This window comes from Pseudomonas brassicacearum, assembly GCF_003732175.1.
GTDB classification, from domain to species: Bacteria; Pseudomonadota; Gammaproteobacteria; order Pseudomonadales; family Pseudomonadaceae; genus Aquipseudomonas; species Aquipseudomonas brassicacearum_G.
Genome location: NZ_MOBI01000020.1, coordinates 264,838 through 286,069, shown reverse-complemented (window position 1 = coordinate 286,069; position 21,232 = coordinate 264,838). Strand labels below are relative to the sequence as shown.

Genomic DNA, 21,232 nt, shown 5'->3' with positions numbered 1-21,232 from the left:
ACGTTTCAAACACTGGCCTTTCTTAACTGTTGGAAGGGTCCGGCAACACAGCGCTGGCGCCGATTCTGTTGAGGAAAAACAGGTAGACCAGACCCGCCGCAATCCAGATGCCGCCGAGCTTTTGCGCATCGACACCCATGTTGTAGAGGATGGCGCTGACGATGATGAAACCGATCACCGGGCAGACCAGATGACGGATTACCTGGCCGGATTTCTGCCGGCGCCAGTAGTAGTTGATCACCGTCAGGTGCAGCAGCATGAAACCGCTCAGGGCCCCGAAGTTGACCAATGAAGTCAGGGTGTCCACCGAGTTGATGAACAAGTAGCAGATCAACAGCGACAGCACCGCCACCAGGTAAATGCTGATGTACGGGGTGTTGTGTTTAGGGTGGACCTTGGCCAGCACTTTGGGCAGTTTGCCGTCGCGTGCCATGCCGAACAGCAAGCGCGATACCGCGGCTTGCGAGGTGATCGCCACCGCCACGCCCCAGGCCAGTGCCGTGGCCACACCGGTGACAGTCGCCAGCCAGCTGCCGGCGGCGATTTCGGCGATTTCATAGAATGCGGTATCGGCGGACTTGAAGCCCATGCCGGCGGCCAGGTCCGTGGCGATCCAGGTCTGCACGACGAAAATCACCCCCATGACCACCAGCGTGATCAACGCGGCTTTGCCGACGCTGCGGCCCGGATCGCCCTTGATCTCTTCGGCCAAGGTCGAAATCGCATCGAAGCCGAGGAACGACAGCACCGCAATCGACACCGCTTGCATCAGCAGCGCGAAGCTGAAGTGCTCAGGGTTGTACAACGGCGCCAGGGTCAGTTGGCCGTTACCGGCGCCACCGTGCAAGGCGGTCCAGGCGTAGAACAGGAAGATCCCCAGCACCACCAATTGCGCCAGCAGAAAGATGATGTTCATCCGTGCGGTAAAGGTGATTCCCCGCAGGTTGACGAAGGTCGCGCTGACCAGGAAGGCGAGGATGAAACCGACCTTGGGAATGTCCGGGTACAGGTGATTCAACGCCATCGCCGCATACACGTAGAGCAGCGGCGGGATCAGCAGGTAGTCGAGCAGCATCAGCCAGCCGGCGATAAAGCCGACATGCGGGTTAAGCCCGCGCTGAGCATAGGAGTAGACCGAGCCGGCAATCGGGAAGGCCCGCGCCATGCTGCCGTAACTCAAGGCGGTGAACAGCATCGCTACCATGCCGATGATGTAGGCCAGCGGCACCATGCCGGGCGCCTCCTGGTTCACGTAGCCATAGACGCCGAACGGGGCGATGGGGATCATGAAAATCATCCCGTAAACCACCAGGTCGGTCAGCGACAGGCTGCGTTTCAACTCTTGCTTGTAGCCGAATTCTTCTATTTCCATGAAGCGGTTCTCCTTGTAAGCCAATACGGCAATGTGTTTGAACCTGGCAGGTCATTAACACGCTGACGCGTTTGTTATCGTTGCTTTACCGGTATGACTATCCGTGTTTTTTCAGCTTGAAACGGTTCGCTTGAGGCCGTGGCTCTACAGCAGTGGCGCCAGATAATCGCTCCAGGTCTGGACCGCCAGCCGATTGCGTAAAAGGTCGTTGCGCACCTCGATCAGCACCGAATCGATGCCACGGCCGTCGCCGTGAAACGGCACCGTCATGTCGCTCGCCGGATTGATTTTGTAGGGCTGATTGCCGGCGACCCGCAGTGGATGCCTGGCCAACCCGTCGATCAGCCGGTTCGCATAATCCTCGGCCTGTCCATACAGCACGCCGGCTTCCAGCGCTCGAGGCTGGCCGAAGTAGATCGGCGTGAAGCTGTGAATGCCCACCACCCGTACCGTACGGCCCTCGGCCATACGGGTATCGATCAGTTCGCCAAGGCGTGTGTGAAACGGCGTGAACAGGCACTGGCGTCGGTAGTCGCGCGTCGCTTCGTCGAGGTTCTGATTCCCCGGCACCGGGTAAATTTCGCTCTTGGTCGGGATGCTGTCCGGGGCCCGCAACGGACGGTTGAGGTCGATCAGCAGGCGTGAGTAGTTGGCCGCCAGCAGGGTCGCGCCGAGGACTTTGGACAGGTTCTCGGCGAGCGCCAGTGCGCCGATGTCCCAGGCAATGTGCTCGTGTGCGGCCACGCCGCTCAATCCCAGATCGTTCAAGGCCGTCGGGATGTAGCAGCTGGCATGTTCACACACCAGAATCAGCGGGTGCTCGGACGCTTCCCGGCTCAGGCTGTACGCCGGCTCGGTGTAGAGTCCAGACTCGGCGGACTCAGTAGAGGCGTGCATAGTGCTCACACAGTTGGGCGGGCGACAGGTGTTGGGTCAAGGCAAGTTCCTCGATTTTGACGGCGAAGTAGGTGTCGAGCAAGGCGCTTGGCAAGGCTTCAAGCAAGGCCTCGCTGCCCCGCAAGTGGCTCAGGGCCTGTGCGAGTGACGCGGGCAGGGCGACGATGCCGCGGCGCTGGCGTTGTTCTTCATTCAGGGAGTCAGGGACTTCATCGGTGATCGCGTTTAGCGCCAAGCGTTGCTCGATGCCCAGTCGGCCGGCAATCAGCACCGCGGCCATCGCCAGATGAGGGGAGGCCGTGGCGTCCATGGCGCGGAATTCGAGGTTGTATTGCGCGGCCTCGGATTTGCCACCCAGGCTCACGGTCGGGCAGATCCGCAGCGAGGCTTCACGGTTGCGTTGACCCAGGCACGCATACGACGCGCTCCAGTGATGCGGTTGCAGGCGCTCATAGGAAATCGGCGTCGGCGCGGTCAACGCGCAGAGGGCCGGCAAGTAATGCAGCACGCCCGCTGACCAGTGCTGGCCGAGGGTCGACAGGCCATTGGCGGTCCCGGCGTCATACAGCACCGGATCGCCGGACAGGTCGTGCAGGCTCAGGTGCAGGTGCACGCCGTTGCACACCGCGTGCTCGGAAGTCTTCGGCGCAAAGCTCAGGTTCAGGCCCATTTGCCGGGCGATCTCGCGCGTGATCTCGCGCACGTTGACCGCACGGTCGGCCGCTGCGACGCCCTGGGTCGGCCGGCAGGTGATTTCGTATTGGTGTTTGCCATATTCGGGCAGGAACATTTCCGGCTCGACCCCACCTGCGCGCAAGGCGCTGAGCAGCCAGCCGCCGAACGCCGCGCCCTGACGCTGGGCCTCCAGCGAAAACGCCAGATGCTCGGTCTGGGCGCTGTCGGTGGTGAGGTTGAATTCGTGCTCGAAGGCCGAAGTGATCCGCAGCCCCAGTTCATCGTGGTAACGCTGTACTTCGTTGCGCAGCAGCGTCCGCGGGCAGGCAGCCCATGGACGGCCATCGGTTTCGCAAATGTCGCCGTGGATAAAATCCAGGGCCGGCGCACTGGCATCAGGACCGTTGCTGACCGTTACGCGACTGGCCAGGTCGGGGATCAGCCGCAAGTCGCCGTAGGCGCCCCACGGGTTGCTGGAGGCAATGATGTCTTGCGGGGTCAGCGCACTGTTGGCCGGGACCCAACCGCAACCGGCGGTCTTGTAGTGTTCGAGTTCATCGCTGGGAAACGAGCGGCCGCGGGTCACGCCGATCAGGTCCGTGGTGACGATGGTGGTCATTGCCACGGGCGTCAGGGGCTCACCGCTGTTGGCGCGGCTCATGCCTGCAACGCCTGCAAACGGTCGAGCACGGTCTGCGTGTCGGTAATCCAGCAATAGCCCTTGATCGCGTTCAGGCACGCCAGATGGCGTTGCTCGGTGTAGGTCGCGCAGGCGTCTTCGACCAACGTCACCAGATAGCCGCGGTCAGCCGCATCGCGCACGGCTATGTCGACACACTGGTCGGTGACGATGCCGGCGATGATCAGATGGCGGGTTTGCAGGTTGCGCAGCACGTAGTCGATGTTGGTCGAGTTGAAAACTCCGGAGGAGGTCTTGGGCAAGACGATTTCGTTTTCGACCGGTGTCAGTTCTTCAATGATGGCGGCTTGCGGGCTGCCTTTTGGCAGGTGCATGTCCGACAGTTTGTGGTCCAGCGAGCGGTCGCGACCGTCGGCGGTGAGGCTTTCGATGATCGTGTGCAGAACGTTCTGCCGAGTCGTGCGCACGGCGGCCAACAGCCTGAGCTGGTTGGGAATCACCTGTTGGCGGGTGCGGTCGAGGAAGTACTGGGCATCGAGCCCTTGCAGATGCGGGTCGAACTGCGGCTCAAGCCAGGCGCGTTGCATGTCCACCAGCAGCAGTGCGGTGTGGTCGGTAACAAACGGCAGGTCACGGGGCGAGTGATGGGGGAGCATAAACATCCTTATTTTTCCTCCAGCAGGTGAGTGGTGAAGTCGCTTCGTAGCGCGTCGATGCCTTCCAGTCGCTCGGCGAGATCGGGGCAACGCAGCGTCAGGCAGGCAATCAATGCTTCGACCTGGGCCAGCGCCGGCACCAGGGTGTCGAAGGCTGACGCCGACTCCACGGGCGCAGTGATCACCAGATCCGCCATCTCGCGCAGCGGCGAGGCGTAGATGTCGGTGAACAGCACGACGCGCGCATGCCGGTTCCTGGCTGCGCTGGCAACGCGCAGTGCCTGGGATTGATAGCGTCGATAGTCGAACACCAGCACCACGTCCTGGCGTTGCACATCGAATAGGCGATCAGGCAGTTGCGCATTGTCTTCCAGGGCAAAGCAGCCTGCTCGCAACAGGCGCAAATGATTGAGCAGGTAGTGGGCGAGGAAACTGCTGAAGCGACCGCCGAAGCAATGCACTTGATGCCGTGCATCCAGCAGCCATTCGGCCAGAATGCGTACATCTTCGGGTTGAGTCAGGGCCTGGGTTTCGAGCAGGGCCCGGTGACTGTCCGCCAGGTAATGGGTCCAGACATCGTCTTGCTTGAGGTGCGAACGCGGTTGCAACAGCGCACTGGGCGAGCGCAGCCGGTGATCCATGTCGCTGAGGAGCGCGTCCTGAAAATCGGCATAGCCACCGAAGCCGAGTTTTTTCACCAGGCGCACGATGGTTGGATCGCTGACGCCGGCATGCTCTGACAAGCGGGACATCGGGCCCAGCCCGTTGCGCGGGTACTGATCCAGCAATGCACGTATGACTTTGCGTTCCGACGGCGTGAGGTCCAGGCCGGGATCGGTGATCCGGTCTCTGAGTGAGGGCATCCGAGCTCCTGCTAGGGGTGTGTTGCTTTTATTTCATAATCCGTTAAATCAGTATTTATGTAATTTATGCTACATGTCTAGTGAATTTTTTCATGTGCCTGAAAAGCACCCAAGTGGGGCGAAAGTCTTGTCCGACAAGGCCTGCGTGGGTTTCGCTTGATGTTGTACGCTAGTGCTTTAGTTCGTGTAGGAAATTGGCGCTTTTTTCTACGGATGAGCCGTTGGACACGATGACGCACAACGAGGTGAAGCATCCATGAAGCAGCTACTGGTCATTGGCATCGGTGCCGGCAATCCCGAATACATCACCATGCAGGCGGTCAATGCGTTGAACCGGGTCGATGTGTTCTTTCTGATGGACAAGGGGCAGAGCAAGGACAAGCTGATCGACCTGCGGCGGGAAATCTGCGAGCGCTATATCACCGACCCGGCTTATCGCTTCGTCGAGGCCCACAGCCCCGAACGGTTGCGCGGCGATGTGGACTACAACGCCAGCGTCGTAGAGCTGAACCGCGACAAGCAACAGATCTTCGAGCGATTGATTAACGAGGAGATGGCGGAAGACGAATGTGCGGCGTTTCTGGTGTGGGGCGATCCGGCGTTGTACGACAGCACCCTGCGCATCTTGCAGGCGATCATCGAGTCCGGTCGTTGTACCTTCAACTTCGAGGTGATTCCCGGCATCAGCAGCGTCCAGGCCTTGGCGGCGCAGCACAAGGTGCCGTTGAATCGCATTGGGCGCTCCGTTGAAATCACCACCGGCCGCCGGCTGGCTGCGGGCCAGGTCAGCGACGCCGACAGCCTGGTGGTGATGCTCGACGCAGAAGATTCCTACCGGCAGGTTGCCGATCAGGAACAGCAGATTTACTGGGGCGCCTACCTTGGCACGCCGGATGAAATTCTCATCTCCGGCAAGCTCAAAGACGTTGCGCAAGAGATTGCGCGGGTCAGGAAAGCTGCACGGTTGGCCAACGGCTGGATCATGGACACCTATTTATTGCGCAAGCCTGAATCGCCAGAATGAGCACGGCTGTCAGTAAACCCAGACTTCTACCCGGCGATTCTTGATCCGTCCTTCATCGGCGCTGTTGGCCGCCACCGGCATTTCGTCTCCAAAGCCACGAATCTCGCGAAATACCACACCACTTTTCACCAGCTCGCGGCGCACGGCCATGGCACGCAGCCTCGATAGCAGGGTCGCCCGCTGCGAATCGGTCTTGGCATCGCCGAAGCCAACCAGTGTTACCTGTTTGTTCAGCTTGTCGTGCTGCTTTAAATAGTCGAGCACCCGCGACAGGTCCTGTCGGGCCTTGTTGTCCAGGTTGGCGCTGCCTTCTTCGAAGCGAAAATTCACCGTGAGTCGTTGTGCATGATCGATGATTGCCCGGTAACCATCAGGCATCTGCGGGCTCGGTGTGACGTTCATGGCTTGCACGGTCTGCGCGATAAAACCATTGGCGGCAACAATCGCCTGGCCTTTGCTGCTCTGGGCGAATTTCACCAGCGCGTCGGCCCACGGATTCTGGGCATTGGGCGGCAAATAGAAATACAACCGCCGCGACAGCGGATAGTCCTCGGTGGCGATCAGGCTGTTGAGCGGCAACATTGGCTGTGAGTTGCCATCGACAATGGCCATGGCCTTGGCCTGACGCACGTAAGGCAAGCCGATGAAGCCGATGCCTTGCGGGTCCTGGCTGACCGCATCGGACAGTTGCTCGCTGGATTCGAAGCGCTTTGCCGAACCGGCCAGTGCTTTCCCGCGATGGCTCAGCAGCAGTTCCTTGAAGGTGTCATAGGTGCCCGAATGGTCATCCCGGGCGTAGAGGTTCACCGGGCCGCCGGTGCCGCCGAGTTCTTCCCAGGTTTTCACTTCGCCACTGAAAATCCGCGCCAGTTGTTCGGTGTTCAGCTGCGTCAGCGGGTTTTGCGGATGCAGGATGATCGCCAGGCCGTCGATGGCGATAACTTGCTCGGCGTTCGGGCTTTTCAGGTCGCCGAGGGTTTCGAGGTCGAGCAGTTCGCGGTCCTTGATCGGGCGCGAAGACGCCGCCAGATCGGCGCTGGCGTTTTTCAGTGCGGCGAAACCGGTGCTGGAGCCGTGGGCGGCGATGTCCACGACCACCCGCCGACCTTGGGTCGTCTGGCCGACAATCTGCTGTTCGTTGTCTCTGTCCGAGACTTCGCTATGGACCTTCAGCAGCCCCTGTTCCAGCAACAACCCTTTGACCAGCGCCGGGCCGAGGGTCGCCCCGATGGTGTTGGAGCCTTGAATGCGCAGGGCAGGGCCACGCTCGGGTGTCGGCAGCGCAGTGGCGGCGGCAGAGAGAGGAAGCAAACCGCAGAGCAGCAGCGGTAACAGAGCGCGCAGCATCAGGCCGACACCTTTCAAGGTCACAGGAAGTGTCGGGAGAATAAGACAGAAAAGTTGCCGAAATATGACGACACAACGATCGTTCCCACGCGCAGCAAAGGAATGCAGCCCGTGACGCTCCGCGTCACTGGACGCGGAGCGTCCCCAGAGGCATTCCCACGCAGAGCGTGGGAACGATCGCAGCGATCAGCTCAGCTCAAGCCAGATCGGCGCATGGTCCGAGGGTTTTTCCATGCCGCGCAGTTCGTAGTCGACACCGGCGGCCTTGACCCGTGGCAACAGCCCCTGGGAGGCGAGGATCAAGTCGATGCGCAGGCCGCGTTTGGGCTCGTCTTCAAAACCACGGCTGCGGTAATCGAACCAGCTGAAGCGGTCTGTCACGTCCGGGTTCAGGTGACGGAAGCTGTCCACCAGGCCCCAGTTCTTCAAACGGGCCATCCACTCGCGCTCTTCCGGCAAAAAGCTGCATTTGCCGGTTTTCAGCCAGCGCTTCATGTTGTCCGGGCCGATGCCGATGTCGCAGTCTTCCGGGGAAATGTTCACATCGCCCATCACTACCAGCGGCTGGTCATTGCTGAACTGGGTTTCGAGCAGCGTCTGCAAGTCATTGTAGAAGCGCTCCTTGGCCGGGAACTTGGTCGGGTGGTCGCGGTTTTCACCTTGTGGGAAATAGCCGTTCATGATCGTCACCGGCACGCCGTTGGCATCGGCGAACGTGCCCCAGATGAAGCGGCGCTGGGCGTCTTCTTCATCGCCGGCAAAGCCTTTGTGCAACGCGAGCGGTGCCTGACGTGACATAAGGGCGACGCCGTAATGACCTTTCTGGCCGTGGAAGCTCACGTGATAGCCCAGCGCCTCAAGCTCGGCGAGCGGGAACTGGTCATCATGCACCTTGGTTTCCTGCAAACCGATGACGTCCGGCTGGTGCTTCTCGATCAGTGCCGCCAGTTGATGGGGGCGGGCGCGCAGGCCATTGATGTTGAACGAGACGATCTTCATGGTCGGCAGTCCTGGCAAAAGTGCGATGCTAGCTGACATGTAGGAAGGGAGCCAGCGTGGCAGTAGTCTGGATGCACTGCTAATGTCCTTTAGCGTGGGAACGATCGCTGCTATGCCGGGTTCGTACTAACAGAAGCGGGCCATTCGAGTCCCGCCCAGGGGAGATAGACCGTCATGCCTGAAACCTCTAACGCGATGGCCGACGTTCATCGGCTCGACAGTGGCTATTCGCACGAGGCCCGCTCCTTGCTGTACCACGCCTATCGACATGAGCCGGTCTTCAAGTACCTGTTCGAGGCTGAACGCCCAGGCTATGAACACCGGGTCCGAGCCACGGTACGGGAACTGGTCGAACAGCATTTTGCGCAGGATTTGCCGGCGATCGGTCTGCTGGTCAATGACCGGCTGATCGGCATTGCACTGATCGCACCGCCGCAACGTCGTCTAGGCATCACCGAGAGCTGGGCCTGGCGCCTGAAGATGGTACTGAGCGCCGGGTTGCGTTGCACCCGACGTTATCTGGAGTACCACGCGGCGGTGGCCGCCTGTGTGCCATCGGACTCGGTGCATGTCTTGCCGTTGCTGGGGATTCATCCAGAATTTCAAGGCCAGCACTTTGGCGAGCAGTTGCTCGAAGCGGTGCATAACTGGTGCGCGGTCGATGAGCATTCCCAGGGTGTGGTACTCGACACCGGAAATCCGCGTTATCTGGAGTTCTACAAGCGGCAGGGTTATGAAGAGATTGGCGAGGTGGCGGTAGGGCCTGTTCTCGAACACGTGTTTTTCCACGCCAATCCACAGGTGCTACATAGCGCAACAGGTTAAGGTCGAACTTTTGTTCAGATTGTTCGCTCTATCACGCCCCTACGCTCGTGATAGCATCCGTGCCTATGAAGTTTCCAGGAAGATTTACCAGCGGTTTGCTCGTGCTGTTCAGTAGTGTAGCGGCCCTGGCGCAAAGTGAATTGGACGTCAGGATCAAACCGTCCAACGATGAACTGAAGGCCAATATAGAGGGCTATATCGGCAGCCTCGGCGATCGCGATGAGGAAGCCTTGTTGCGCTTTCGTCGTGGCGCCGAAGAGCAAGCCCGCAAAGCCGCCCAGGCCTTGGGTTATTACCAGCCCCATATAGAAAGCGAAGTCAAAAACGGCAAATCGCCAACGTTGGTGTTGAACATCGACCCCGGCGAGCCGGTGCATTTGCGCAACGTGACCATTCGTGTCGACGGTCCGGCTGCCAGCCTCAAATCCTTTCGTGTGCCCAAGAGCGACCTGCTCAAATCCGGTGCTGTGCTCAATCACGGCCATTACGAAGACGCCAAGCGGCTGATCCAGAATCAGGCTTCGCGCTTCGGCTTTTTCAGTGGGCGTTTTACCAGCCAGAAACTGTTGGTCGACCCTCGGGCCGGTGTCGCGGACATTGAGCTGATTTACGACAGCGGCCCGCGTTATGCCTTGGGCAAGGTCAGTTTTACCGGCGATACGCCGTTTGACGAAGACCTGCTGCAACGCATGGTGCCATTCAAGAGCGGGGCACCGTATGACTCCGAACTGATCGCCGAACTCAATCAGGCGTTGCAATCGAGCGGTTATTTCGACGCGGTGCGAGTTGATGCGGCGCCAACCGCTGCGGCCAATGACGTGATTCCGGTGGCGGTCAAACTCGATACGCGCAAGCCGCGCACCATGGGCCTGGGGCTGGGCTTTTCGACTGACGTCGGGCCGCGAGCCAAGGCCAACTGGACGCGGCACTGGGTCAACGCCGAAGGCCACAGTTATGGTTGGGAAGCGGAAGTCTCGGCGCCACGGCAGAACGTTGGCCTCTGGTATGACGTACCACTGGATCCGCCGCTCACCGACAAGCTGCGCTTTGCTGGTGGTTATCAAAATGAAGAGCTGGCCAACACCGACAGCCTGAGCAAGTTGCTGACTCTTGGGCCTGAATGGCACAGCAAATTGCCCAGCGGCTGGCAGCGGGTGATTTCGTTGAAATGGCAGCGCGAGGAGTATCGCCTTGGCGACGATTCGGGCCTGAGTACCTTGCTGATGCCCGGCATCAGTTATTCCTATCTGCGCAGTGATAACCGCATCGACCCGCACAACGGTTATCGCCTGCAATTCGAGAGCAAGGTGGCCAAGCAAGGGTTGGGTTCGGACAACAACGTGGTGTATGGCACTGCATTGATCAAAGGCATCACCACGGTCTGGGACAACCATCGGTTCCTCGCTCGTGCGCAGCTCGGTGGCAGTGCCACCAATGGTTATCGAACCATTCCGCCGTCATTGCGCTTCTTTGCCGGTGGCGATCAGAGCGTGCGCGGTTACGACTATCAGAGTTTGTCCCCGGAAAACTCCGCCGGCGAGCGCGTGGGTGGGCGTTACATGGTGGCTGGCAGCGTCGAATATCAATATTCCATCGCCGAAAAATGGCGCATCGCAACCTTTGTCGATCAGGGCAACTCGTTCAACACGCTGGACCTGCCGAGCCTCAAGACCGGGGTCGGTGTCGGCGTGCGCTGGGTCTCGCCGGTCGGGCCGATCCGCCTTGACCTGGCTCATGCGCTGGATGATCCCGGTGGTATTCGTTTGCACTTTTCCATGGGGCCTGAGCTGTGAAGCGTGGTTTGAAAATAGCGTTGCTGGCGATGCTCTCGCTGGTGGCGTTGCTGTTGCTGAGCATCGGCGCCTTGCTCGGAACGCAAACCGGCAGCCGTTGGACGCTGGATCGGGTGCCGGGTTTGAGCGTGGAGAATTTCCAGGGACGCCTGGGCGGCCAATGGAGTGCCGATCATTTGCTCTGGCAGCAAACGGGCAGTCGGGTCGAGCTGAACAAGCCGGTGTTTGCCTGGTCGCCGCTGTGCCTGCTGCGCATGACCCTGTGCATCGAGCAATTGAAGGCTGAGCAAGTCATTCTGCAATTTGCCCCAAGCAACGAAGCCAGCAGCGGGCCGATCAGCCTGCCGGAGTTGAAATTGCCGGTGGCGATCCAGTTGGGCGAGGTGCAGATCGGCAGCCTGTTGCTCAACGGCAGCGAGCAGCTCAAAGACCTGCAACTGGCCGCGCACTGGACGACCAGGGGGTTGCAGATCGACTCTGTGCATCTGCAACGCGACGACCTCAGCCTGGATTTGTCCGGGCTGCTGCAACCAATCGGCAACTGGCCGCTCAGCGCCGAAGGCAAGCTGACCTTGCCGGCACCGGGTAAAGCACCGTGGACGCTGGCGCTGAAAGTCGACGGCGATTTGCTGAAAACCCTGAACCTGCGCGCCGACAGCAGCGGTTACCTGCAAGGTCAACTGACGGGTGAGTTGCAACCGTTGGTGGAGAACCTGCCGGCCAAGGTGCGGATTACCGCCGATGGCTTCAAGGCCAGCGCCGACTTGCCAGACACCTTGCAGCTCAATCAGCTGGAACTGACCGGCAACGGTGACCTGAAAAACGGGTACCAGTTGCTCGGCAAAGCGACATTGCCGGCCGAGCAGGGACCGGTCGCGTTGCTGCTGCAAGGCAAGGTCGACGCCAAGGGCGCGCAGATCGCCGGGCTCGATCTGAGCGCCAACGACACGCAAAACCTGAAATTGAGTGGCCAGCTCGATTGGTCCGAGGGCCTCAGTGCCGAGGCGAAAATCGATTGGCTGGACTTCCCGTGGCATCGGCTGTACCCGCTGATCGACGAACCCCAGGTGGCACTGCGCAGCTTCAACGGTGAGGTGTCCTACCGCGACGGCAACTACCTGGGCAACTTCAAGGCAGCGCTGGATGGCCCGGCCGGAGCGTTCAGCCTGAGCAGTCCGTTCAGCGGCGACCTGACGAAAATCTTCCTGCCGGAATTCAAACTGGCTGCCGGGCAGGGCAAGGCCGAAGGGCATTTGAATCTGCAATTCGCCAATGGCATTGCCTGGGACACTGCACTGGACCTGTCGGCGATCAACCCGGCGTACTGGCTGGCGGAGCTGCCGGGAACCCTGGCCGGCCCGTTGCGCAGCAAGGGGGAAATGAAAGATCAGCAACTGAGCCTCAATGCCGACCTCGACCTCAAGGGCAAGCTGCGCGGTCAGCCGGCAGTCTTGCAAGCCAAGGCCGACGGCGTCGGCGAGCGCTGGAACCTCAGCGCGCTGCATATCCGTCTGGGCGACAACCGCATCGATGGCAGCGGCAGCCTGCAACAGAAACTCGCCGGCCAGATCGACATCAAGGCACCACGTCTCGGCCAGCTCTGGCCGCAGTTGCGCGGTCAGCTCAACGGTCGGGTCGACGTTGCCGGCAACCTCCAGGCACCGCAAGGCAAACTTAGCCTGCAAGGTGTGCAGTTGGCGTTCGACGACAATCGCCTGCAAAGCCTGAACCTCGACGCCAGTCTCGACAGCGCGCAGCGGGCGAAGATTGACCTCAAGGGCAGCGGCATTCAGGTTGGCGACAACTCATTGGGCACGCTGACCGCCAGCGGCCAGGGCGATATCAAAAACCAGAAGCTGCAATTGGACCTGCAAGGTCCGCAACTGAAACTGGCGCTGGGCCTCGACGGCGCTCTGGATAAAGGCAATTGGCGCGGCCGTTTGGTCAGTGGCGACATACAGGCTGGCGGTCAGGACTGGAAGCTGCAAAATCCGGCAAAAATCGAACGCCTGGCCGACGGCAAGCTGACCTTCGGCGCTCATTGCTGGATGTCCGGGCAGGCTAGCCTGTGCGGCGAAGACCAGCGGCTGATACCCGAACCGAAGCTGCGTTACCACCTCAAGCAGTTCCCGATCGACAGCCTCGCGCAATGGCTGCCGAAAGACTTTGCCTGGCACGGAAAGCTCAATGCCGACGTGCAACTTGACCTGCCGGCCAGCGGCCCGAAAGGCCAGATCATGGTCGATGCCAGCGGCGGTACATTGCGCATGAAGGAAAAGGATCAGTGGCTGGATTTCCCTTACCAGACCCTGAAGCTGACCAGTACCCTGAACCCGAAACGCATCGACACGCAGCTCGACTTTGTCGGCGGCAAGTTGGGCGAGCTGATGGTGCAGGCGCAGATCAATCCGCTGCCCAAGAACAAACCCTTGAGCGGTTCGTTCCGTCTGAGCGGTCTGGACCTGTCGGTGGCGCGACCGTTTGTGCCGATGGTCGAGAAACTGACGGGGCGCCTGAATGGCAGCGGCAGTTTGTCGGGCGGGCTGCTGGCGCCGCAGGTCAATGGCAACCTGACCCTCAGCGACGGTGAAATCTCCGGACCGCAACTGCCGACGCGATTCGAAGCGTTGCAGCTTCAGGCGCAGATTGCCGGCGAGAGCGTGCAGCTCAATGGCGGCTGGAAAAGCGGCAAGGCCGGGCAGGGCAGCTTGAGCGGGCATGTCGCCTGGGGGCAGGCGTTGGTGGTGGACCTGAGCCTTAAAGGCACACAACTGCCGGTCACGGTCGAGCCATACGCCGTGCTGGAAGTGGCGCCGGACCTGAAAATCTCGATCAACAACGACAAACTGGCGATTGTCGGCAAGGTGCTAGTGCCCAAGGGCGAGATCATCGTGCGTGAATTGCCGCCGTCAACGGTCAAGGTGTCCGATGACACGGTGATCGTCGGTCACCAGACCGAAGCGGGTAAACCGCCGATGGCCATGGCGATGGACATCAATGTGGTGGTAGGCGAGGACAAGCTCAGCTTTGCCGGGTTCGGCCTGACGGCGAACCTGCAAGGTCATGTGCACATCGGTGACAACATGGACACCCGCGGCGAGCTCTGGCTCAACGATGGCCGTTATCGTGCGTATGGCCAGCGCCTGACGGTACGGCGTGCGCGGCTGCTGTTCGCCGGGCCCATCGATCAGCCGTACCTGGACATCGAAGCGGTGCGCCAGACGGACGACGTGATCGCCGGTATTCGCCTGAGCGGCAGCGCCGAACAGCCGACCACGCAGATCTTCTCGGAACCGGCGATGAGCCAGGAACAGGCATTGTCCTATCTGGTGCTCGGGCGTCCGCTGACCAGCAACGGCGAAGACAACAACATGCTGGCTCAAGCTGCGCTGGGACTGGGCTTGATGGGCAGTTCCGACCTGACCGGCAGTTTGGCCAAGGATTTGGGCATTCAGGACTTCCAGCTCGACACCCAGGGCAGCGGCACCACCACCAGCGTGGTGGCCAGCGGCAACCTCTCCGAGAAACTCAGTTTGCGTTACGGCGTCGGCGTATTCGAGCCGGCCAACACCATCGCGCTGCGCTACAAGCTGAGCAAAATGGTCTACCTGGAAGCCGCCAGCGGCATCGCCAGTTCGCTGGATATCTTCTACAAGCGGGATTTCTAAACCCCCGTCCTTCCAAATACACCGAATTGATCGTTCCCATGCTCCGCGTGGGAATGCATCTCGTGACGCTCCGCGTCACTCCCCAAAGCAGACGCAGAGCGTCTATTGAGGCATTCCCACGCAGAGCATGGGAACGATCAACTACGCCATTTATCCGCTAATTACAAAGCTTCCTAACTATTACGTTGACATTCGCTGCCTAGGCAGTAATATCTGGACATACTTTCCCTGCCTAGGCAGCTAATGGGTGGTCAGATGAAACATTTCACGTCGTACGATTTTCACAATTGCCACCTCGGTCTTTTGCTCGGGCGCGCCGCGCTGCTCAAGGACCGGATCATCGATACGCACATGGAACCCCATGGCATCACCGCCGCGCAGTTCAAGGTGCTGATCATCATGGCCCAGTTTGGCGTCGATACCCCGGCTGAGCTGTGCCGGCACCTGTCACTGGACAGCGGTTCGATGACCCGCATGCTCGATCGTCTGGAACAGAAGGGTTTTCTCTCCCGCCAACGCTGCGAAGGCGACCGCCGTCAGGTACGGCTGGTGCTGACCGGGGAAGGCCAGAAGCTGGCCGACCGTCTGCCGCATATCGGTGCCGAGGCGATGAACGAACTGGCAGGCGCCATCACGCCAGAAGAGTTGAAAACCCTGGAGCAGATCCTGAAGAAAATTTTGCTGGCGGCCGGTGACTCGATCACCTTGCTGCGGGTAGGTGACAAATGAGCACTAAAACCTTGCGTACTCGCGTCAGCCTGGTGCTGTTGGCCATGAGCCTGGCCGGGTGTGCCAGCTACAGCGGCCTGAACACCCAAGGCGTGAGCCTCGATGCGAAAAACCTCAAGGCCGGACAGTCCCTCAACGGTGTCACCCTGTCGCCGGCGGCCTGGCCAAAAAGCGACTGGTGGAAAAGCCTTGGCGATCCGCAGCTCGACGGTCTGATTCGCGAAGCCCTGCACGACAGCCCGGACATGCAGATTGCTGACGCCCGGGCCCACCAGGCCAGTGCCGCCGCTTATGCCGCCGATGCTGCGCGGATGCCGACCCTCGATGCCAGCGCCAGTGTCAGCCGCTCGCGCCTGGCCCGTGACAAGGACCCGACCGGAGTCGGTGGCAGCTACGCCACGGTGCGCAGTATCGGCGCCAGCTTCAATTACACCTTTGACCTCTGGGGCGGTCAGCGTGCCACCTGGGAAGCGGCGCTGGGCCAGGCTCGCGCGGCTGAAGTCGATCAGCAAGCCGCACAGCTGACCTTGTCGGCCGACGTCGCCCGCGCCTACAGCAACCTGGGGCAGGCCCATATTGTTTATGACCTGGCTAACGACGACCTCAAGCGCACCCGGCAAATGCTCGATCTGAGCAAGCGCCGGCTGAGCTCCGGCATCGACAGCCAATACCAGTACCAGCAAACCGAAAGCCTGGAAGCCAGCTCCGAAGCCACGTTGATCGACGCTGAAAAGACCCTGCAGAGCGCGAAAATCGCCCTGGCCGTGTTGCTCGGCAAAGGTCCGGATCGCGGTAATGAAATTGCCCGTCCGAAAATCCTTCAGGCCAGCGCGGTGGCGCTGCCGTCGACACTGCCGGCCGAGTTGCTCGGTCGCCGCCCGGACCTGATCGCCGCGCGCTGGCGGGTCGAGGCGGCGAGTAAAAGCATCGACGCCGGTAAAACAAAGTTCTACCCGAACCTCAACCTGAGCGCGGCCGCCGGCACCGAATCGTTGTTGGGTGACGCGATGTTCGGTTCGGCGAGCCGCTTCTTCAACATCATGCCAACCGTGTCGTTGCCGATCTTCGATGGCGGCCGCTTGCGCGCCAACCTCGATGCACGCGACGCCGACTATGACCTTGCCGTCGCGCAGTACAACAAGACGCTGGTGAAAGCGTTGGGGGATGTCAGCGACACGATTTCCCGGTTGCGTGACATCGGTCGGCAGATCGGTGCGCAGCAACACGCCACCGACATTGCCCAGGACTCTTACAACACGGTGGTCCAGCGTTACGGTTCCGGCATCGGTAACTACCTGGACGTGCTCAGCATCGAGCAGCAATTGCTCCAGGCCCAGCGCCAGTTGGCGAACCTGAATGCCGAGCAGATCGATCTGTCGATTCAACTGATGCAGGCACTGGGCGGCGGGTTTCAAGCCGACACCCTGGCCGCGGCCACCCCATCCCCAGCGCCTGCCACGCTGAATCAATAATTCAAGGTACTTGTCATGGCCACTATCGAAAACAACCCAACGCCTGAAAGCGCCCAAGACGCGGGCAATCCAGGCAAACGCAAATTCATGCTGCTGGTGCTGACGATCCTGGTGATTGTGGGCGGCCTCGGTGTCTGGGGCTGGCACGAATTCTACGGACGCTGGAGCGAGAGCACCGACGATGCCTACGTCAACGGCAACGTGGTGGAAATCACTCCGCTGGTCACTGGCACGGTTGTCAGCATCGGTGCAGACGATGGCGATTTGGTCCACGAAGGCCAGGTGCTGGTCAACTTCGACCCGAACGACGCGCAAGTCGGCCTGCAAAGTGCACAAGCCAATCTGGCCCGAACCGTGCGCCAGGTGCGCGGCTTGTACAGCAACGTTGACGGTATGAAAGCCCAGGTCAACGCCCAGAAAGCTGAAGTGCAGAAGGCTCAGGACAACTTCAATCGCCGGAAGAATCTCGCGGCGGGCGGGGCGATTTCCCAGGAAGAACTGTCCCACGCACGGGATGACCTGACCTCGGCGCAGAACGCCCTGGCCAATGCTCAGCAGCAACTCGCCACCACCAGCGCGCTGGTCGATGACACCGTGGTTTCGTCTCACCCGGACGTCCAGGCCGCCGCTGCGCAAGTGCGTCAGGCTTACCTGACCAACGCCCGCAGCACGCTGATCGCGCCGGTCACCGGTTATGTGGCCAAGCGCACCGTACAGCTTGGCCAACGGGTTCAGCCGGGGACTGCGCTGATGGCGGTAATCCCGCTGGATCAACTGTGGATCGACGCCAACTTCAAGGAAACCCAGATGCGTGACATGCGCATCGGTCAGCCGGTGGACATCGAAGCCGACCTCTATGGCAGCGACGTGAAATACAACGGCACCATCGACAGCCTTGGCGCCGGGACCGGTAGCGCGTTTGCCTTGCTGCCGGCGCAAAACGCGACCGGTAACTGGATCAAGATCGTTCAGCGAGTGCCGGTGCGGATTCACATCAACGCCGAGCAACTGGCCGCACATCCGTTGCGGGTGGGCCTGTCGACGATGGTCAACGTCAATCTGCACGACCAGAGCGGTCCGGTGCTGGCGCAGCAATCGCCACAAAGGGCTTCGTTCAGTACCAACGTCTACGACCGTCAGTTGGCCGAGGCCGACGCGATGATCACGCGCTTGATCCACGACAACAGCTCACTGGCGGCCAAAACCGCTCAACGCTGATTCGCCAATCCCTCAGCTGCGGCCGTAGCGGTCGCAGCGACTGCCTCGTTTCAAAGGATTCGCGATGAGTACTAACGCGTCTTTCAAGCCGCCCAGCCTGGTGCTCAGCACCATTGGCCTGTCGCTGGCGACCTTCATGCAGGTGCTCGACACCACCATCGCCAACGTGGCGTTGCCGACTATTTCCGGCAACCTGGGCGTGAGTTCGGAGCAGGGCACCTGGGTCATCACTTCGTTCGCCGTGAGCAACGCCATCGCGCTGCCGTTGACCGGTTGGTTGAGCCGGCGTTTTGGCGAAGTGAAGCTGTTTCTGTGGGCGACCATCCTGTTCGTGCTGGCATCGTTCCTCTGCGGTATCTCGACCTCGATGCCGGAACTGGTCGGCTTCCGGGTGGTGCAAGGATTGGTGGCAGGGCCGTTGTACCCGATGACCCAGACGCTGCTGATCGCGGTCTATCCGCCAGCGAAACGGGGGATGGCCCTGGCATTGCTGGCGATGGTCACGGTGGTCGCGCCGATTGCCGGTCCCATACTCGGTGGCTGGATTACCGACAGTTATAGCTGGCCGTGGATTTTCTTCATCAACGTGCCGATTGGCGTGTTTGCGGTGATGGTGGTCAAGCAACAGCTCAAGGAACGTCCGGTAGTGATCAGTCGCCAGCCGATGGATTACATCGGTCTGTTGACCTTGATCATTGGTGTCGGCGCACTACAGATCATCCTCGATAAAGGTAATGACCTGGACTGGTTCGAGTCGAACTTCATCATTATCGGTGCGGCTATTTCGGTGATTGCGCTGGCGGTGTTCGTGATCTGGGAGATGACCGACAAGCACCCGGTGGTGAATCTGCGGCTGTTTGCTTATCGCAACTTCCGCATCGGCACCATCGTGTTGGTCTTGGGTTACGCCGGGTTCTTTGGCATCAATCTGATTCTGCCGCAGTGGCTGCAAACCCAGATGGGCTACACCGCGACCTGGGCCGGATTGGCGGTGGCACCGATCGGTATTCTGCCGGTGCTGATGTCGCCCTTTGTCGGCAAGTACGCGCACAAGTTTGACCTGCGGCTGCTGGCCGGGCTGGCGTTCCTGGCAATTGGCCTGAGCTGTTTCATGCGCGCTGGCTTCAACAATGAGGTGGACTTCCAACACGTGGCACTGGTGCAGTTGTTCATGGGGATTGGCGTCGCGCTGTTCTTCATGCCGACCCTGAGCATTTTGATGTCGGACCTGCCGCCGCATCAGATCGCCGATGGCGCGGGCCTGGCGACATTCCTGCGGACCCTGGGCGGCAGCTTTGCGGCATCGCTGACCACCTGGATCTGGATTCGTCGCGCCGATCAGCATCACGCTTACCTGAGCGAAAGCCTCAGCACCTTCGATCCGACGACCCGCGATACGTTGAATACCTTGGGCGGGGCGGGCAATCCTGCGTATGCGCAGCTCGATCACCTGCTGACCAGCCAGGCGTACATGCTTTCCACCGTGGATTACTTCACGCTGCTGGGCTGGGGCTTTATGGGATTGATTCTGCTGGTATGGCTGGCCAAGCCGCCGTTTGCGGCGAAGGCGGGGCCGGAGGCGAGCGGACATTGAGTCAAACACATTCCCTGTGGGAGCGAGCCTGCTCGCGAAAGCGGTGGATCAGTCAACAAAGATGTTGAGTTTGAGTCCGCCATCGCGAGCAGGCTCGCTCCCACATTGAGTCTGTGTTTGACCGTTAGCTGCCGGGAGCTGCCAGTTGTGGCGGTGGAGCGAAATCAAACGCCGCCAGCTGAAACCCTTGCTCATCCACCTGCAACGCCCACCCCTGGCGATCCCAATCCCCCAGCACAATGCGCTTGGCCGCTTGCTCGCCAATCTGCAATTTGTGGATGGCGGGGCGGTGGGTGTGGCCGTGGACCAGGGTTTTCACGCCGTACTGCTGCATGATCCGCGGGATTTCCTCGGGGGTCACATCGACGATGTCGTTGGCTTTCATCCGGGTTTGCGCGCGGCTTTCGCTGCGTAGCTTGCGCGCCAGTTTGCGGCGGGTGCGCAGCGGCAGATGGCGCAGGATGAACAAGCTGATGGGGTTGCGCAGATAACGGCGCAGTTTCATGTAGCTTTCGTCGCGGGTACACAGGCTGTCGCCATGCATCAACAGCACCGGCTCACCCGCAAGTTGCACGACACTCGGGTCCTTGAGCAGGGTGCAGCCGGCTGCTTTGCAGAAGGCCTTGCCGAGCAAGAAGTCGCGATTACCGTGCATCAGGAATATGGCCGTGCCGCTGTCGCTAAGTTCGCGCAGGGCCTGGCAGATGGAGCGTTGGAAGGGGCTCATGGCGTCGTCGCCAATCCACACCTCGAAAAAGTCGCCGAGAATGTACAGCGCTTGCGCCGAACGGGCGCGGGTGGCGAGCAAATCCAGAAACGCCCGGGTAATGTCCGGGCGCTCCTCTTCCAGATGTAAATCTGAAATCAGCAATATCACTCAATGATCTCGGCTTTCTCGATGATCACGTCGTCTGCTGGTACGTCCTGGTGACCGGATTTCATGGTGGTCGAAACACCTTTGATCTTGTCGACAACGTCAGTGCCTGCAACCACTTTACCGAATACCGCGTAGCCCCAGCCCTGTGCAGTTTTGCCGCTGTGGTTGAGGAAGCTGTTGTCAGCGACGTTGATGAAGAACTGTGCGGAAGCCGAATGCGGCTCCATGGTGCGCGCCATGGCGACGGTGTACTTGTCGTTGGAAAGACCGTTGTCAGCTTCGTTCTGGATGCTTGGACGCTTGTCTTTCTTTTCCTTCATGCCTGGCTCGAAACCGCCGCCCTGGATCATGAAGTTGCCGATGACACGGTGGAAAACAGTGTTTTCGTAGTGGCCGGCTTTAACGTATTCAATGAAGTTGGCCACGGTGATCGGGGCTTTCTCTGCGTTCAGTTCCAGGACGATGTCGCCGTGGTTGGTGGTCAGTTTGACTTGAGTCATGATCGATACTCTTTTAAGGAGAAGCGTTTTCAAGGAATTCGTGGCTTTCGGGGCGCTGCGAGACGCGTGCGACCCCCTGCCTG

17 protein-coding genes are annotated in these 21,232 nt (G+C 60.4%); 8 read left to right on the top strand and 9 right to left on the bottom strand.

From position 1 onward, the window contains the following. Nucleotides 1-22: 22 nt before the first annotated feature. From BK658_RS19170 to BK658_RS19150, 5 genes are all read right to left on the bottom strand, one after another. On the bottom strand, nt 23-1,372 hold the full coding sequence (locus BK658_RS19170; protein WP_123583638.1) for an APC family permease: 1,350 nt from the start codon (nt 1,370-1,372) through the stop codon (nt 23-25). 144 nt (nt 1,373-1,516) lie between these two features. After that, nucleotides 1,517-2,269, bottom strand: coding sequence for an N-formylglutamate amidohydrolase (locus tag BK658_RS19165; protein WP_123583637.1), 753 nt, complete (start codon nt 2,267-2,269; stop codon nt 1,517-1,519). Beyond that, complete coding sequence (locus BK658_RS19160) at nt 2,253-3,605, bottom strand: type I glutamate--ammonia ligase (protein ID WP_123583636.1); 1,353 nt, start codon at nt 3,603-3,605, stop codon at nt 2,253-2,255. Before BK658_RS19160 ends, BK658_RS19165 begins: the two co-directional genes overlap by 17 nt. Continuing rightward, a complete protein-coding gene (locus BK658_RS19155) occupies nt 3,602-4,246 on the bottom strand; it encodes a cysteine hydrolase family protein (RefSeq protein ID WP_123583635.1) in 645 nt (214 codons plus the stop codon). The genes BK658_RS19160 and BK658_RS19155 overlap by 4 nt, the downstream gene beginning before the upstream one ends. 2 nt (nt 4,247-4,248) lie before the next feature. Beyond that, nucleotides 4,249-5,103: a MurR/RpiR family transcriptional regulator gene (locus tag BK658_RS19150; protein WP_123583634.1), complete on the bottom strand. Its 855-nt coding sequence runs from the start codon at nt 5,101-5,103 to the stop codon at nt 4,249-4,251. 256 nt (nt 5,104-5,359) lie between these two features. On the opposite strand from BK658_RS19150, the gene cobF reads away from it, so the two are divergent. Then, nucleotides 5,360-6,127, top strand: a complete 768-nt coding sequence (gene cobF / locus BK658_RS19145) for a precorrin-6A synthase (deacetylating) (protein WP_123583633.1) — start codon at nt 5,360-5,362, stop codon at nt 6,125-6,127. 9 nt (nt 6,128-6,136) lie between these two features. Here the strand turns inward: cobF and BK658_RS19140 are convergent, their stop codons facing one another. Together BK658_RS19140 and xthA are read right to left on the bottom strand one after the other, a co-directional pair. After that, nucleotides 6,137-7,477: a substrate-binding domain-containing protein gene (locus BK658_RS19140; RefSeq protein ID WP_123583791.1), complete on the bottom strand. Its 1,341-nt coding sequence runs from the start codon at nt 7,475-7,477 to the stop codon at nt 6,137-6,139. 183 nt (nt 7,478-7,660) lie between these two features. After that, a complete protein-coding gene (gene xthA, locus BK658_RS19135; protein ID WP_123583632.1) occupies nt 7,661-8,473 on the bottom strand; it encodes an exodeoxyribonuclease III in 813 nt (270 codons plus the stop codon). Between the two features lie 174 nt (nt 8,474-8,647). Between xthA and BK658_RS19130 the strand changes: the two genes are divergently transcribed. The 7 genes from BK658_RS19130 to BK658_RS19100 all read left to right on the top strand — a co-directional run bounded on the left by BK658_RS19130 (nt 8,648) and on the right by BK658_RS19100 (nt 19,772). Continuing rightward, complete coding sequence (locus tag BK658_RS19130; RefSeq protein WP_123583631.1) at nt 8,648-9,298, top strand: GNAT family N-acetyltransferase; 651 nt, start codon at nt 8,648-8,650, stop codon at nt 9,296-9,298. Between the two features lie 65 nt (nt 9,299-9,363). Further along, nucleotides 9,364-11,091, top strand: a complete 1,728-nt coding sequence (locus BK658_RS19125; RefSeq protein WP_123583630.1) for an autotransporter assembly complex protein TamA — start codon at nt 9,364-9,366, stop codon at nt 11,089-11,091. Beyond that, a complete protein-coding gene (locus BK658_RS19120) occupies nt 11,088-14,759 on the top strand; it encodes a translocation/assembly module TamB domain-containing protein (RefSeq protein ID WP_123583629.1) in 3,672 nt (1,223 codons plus the stop codon). The genes BK658_RS19125 and BK658_RS19120 overlap by 4 nt, the downstream gene beginning before the upstream one ends. A 255-nt stretch (nt 14,760-15,014) precedes the next feature. Continuing rightward, entirely contained in the window at nt 15,015-15,488 is a 474-nt protein-coding gene (locus BK658_RS19115; protein WP_123583790.1) for a MarR family winged helix-turn-helix transcriptional regulator, read from the top strand. After that, complete coding sequence (locus BK658_RS19110) at nt 15,485-16,960, top strand: efflux transporter outer membrane subunit (RefSeq protein ID WP_123583628.1); 1,476 nt, start codon at nt 15,485-15,487, stop codon at nt 16,958-16,960. The genes BK658_RS19115 and BK658_RS19110 overlap by 4 nt, the downstream gene beginning before the upstream one ends. A 15-nt stretch (nt 16,961-16,975) precedes the next feature. Next, nucleotides 16,976-18,178 (top strand): HlyD/EmrA/EmrK family protein, encoded by a 1,203-nt coding sequence (locus tag BK658_RS19105; RefSeq protein WP_123583627.1) that lies wholly within the window; start codon nt 16,976-16,978, stop codon nt 18,176-18,178. A gap of 64 nt (nt 18,179-18,242) precedes the next feature. Then, on the top strand, nt 18,243-19,772 hold the full coding sequence (locus tag BK658_RS19100) for a DHA2 family efflux MFS transporter permease subunit (RefSeq protein WP_123583626.1): 1,530 nt from the start codon (nt 18,243-18,245) through the stop codon (nt 19,770-19,772). Nucleotides 19,773-19,896: 124 nt separating this feature from the next. On the opposite strand, the gene BK658_RS19095 is transcribed toward BK658_RS19100, so the two are convergent. Continuing rightward, on the bottom strand, nt 19,897-20,649 hold the full coding sequence (locus BK658_RS19095) for a UDP-2,3-diacylglucosamine diphosphatase (RefSeq protein WP_123583625.1): 753 nt from the start codon (nt 20,647-20,649) through the stop codon (nt 19,897-19,899). Continuing rightward, on the bottom strand, nt 20,646-21,149 hold the full coding sequence (locus tag BK658_RS19090) for a peptidylprolyl isomerase (protein ID WP_054597864.1): 504 nt from the start codon (nt 21,147-21,149) through the stop codon (nt 20,646-20,648). Before BK658_RS19090 ends, BK658_RS19095 begins: the two co-directional genes overlap by 4 nt. Nucleotides 21,150-21,232: the final 83 nt, after the last annotated feature.

Bases quoted from the DNA above. Each gene is read 5' to 3' on its own strand.
- BK658_RS19105 (WP_123583627.1), top strand. From the start codon at position 16,976: ATGGCCACTATCGAAAACAACCCAACGCCTGAAAGCGCCCAAGACGCG.
- BK658_RS19160 (WP_123583636.1), bottom strand. From the start codon at position 3,605: ATGAGCCGCGCCAACAGCGGTGAGCCCCTGACGCCCGTGGCAATGACC.
- BK658_RS19100 (WP_123583626.1), top strand. From the start codon at position 18,243: ATGAGTACTAACGCGTCTTTCAAGCCGCCCAGCCTGGTGCTCAGCACC.
- BK658_RS19125 (WP_123583630.1), top strand. From the start codon at position 9,364: ATGAAGTTTCCAGGAAGATTTACCAGCGGTTTGCTCGTGCTGTTCAGT.
- cobF (WP_123583633.1), top strand. From the start codon at position 5,360: ATGAAGCAGCTACTGGTCATTGGCATCGGTGCCGGCAATCCCGAATAC.
- BK658_RS19110 (WP_123583628.1), top strand. From the start codon at position 15,485: ATGAGCACTAAAACCTTGCGTACTCGCGTCAGCCTGGTGCTGTTGGCC.
- BK658_RS19150 (WP_123583634.1), bottom strand. From the start codon at position 5,103: ATGCCCTCACTCAGAGACCGGATCACCGATCCCGGCCTGGACCTCACG.
- BK658_RS19170 (WP_123583638.1), bottom strand. From the start codon at position 1,372: ATGGAAATAGAAGAATTCGGCTACAAGCAAGAGTTGAAACGCAGCCTG.
- BK658_RS19090 (WP_054597864.1), bottom strand. From the start codon at position 21,149: ATGACTCAAGTCAAACTGACCACCAACCACGGCGACATCGTCCTGGAA.
- BK658_RS19115 (WP_123583790.1), top strand. From the start codon at position 15,015: ATGAAACATTTCACGTCGTACGATTTTCACAATTGCCACCTCGGTCTT.
- BK658_RS19165 (WP_123583637.1), bottom strand. From the start codon at position 2,269: ATGCACGCCTCTACTGAGTCCGCCGAGTCTGGACTCTACACCGAGCCG.
- BK658_RS19155 (WP_123583635.1), bottom strand. From the start codon at position 4,246: ATGTTTATGCTCCCCCATCACTCGCCCCGTGACCTGCCGTTTGTTACC.
- BK658_RS19130 (WP_123583631.1), top strand. From the start codon at position 8,648: ATGCCTGAAACCTCTAACGCGATGGCCGACGTTCATCGGCTCGACAGT.
- xthA (WP_123583632.1), bottom strand. From the start codon at position 8,473: ATGAAGATCGTCTCGTTCAACATCAATGGCCTGCGCGCCCGCCCCCAT.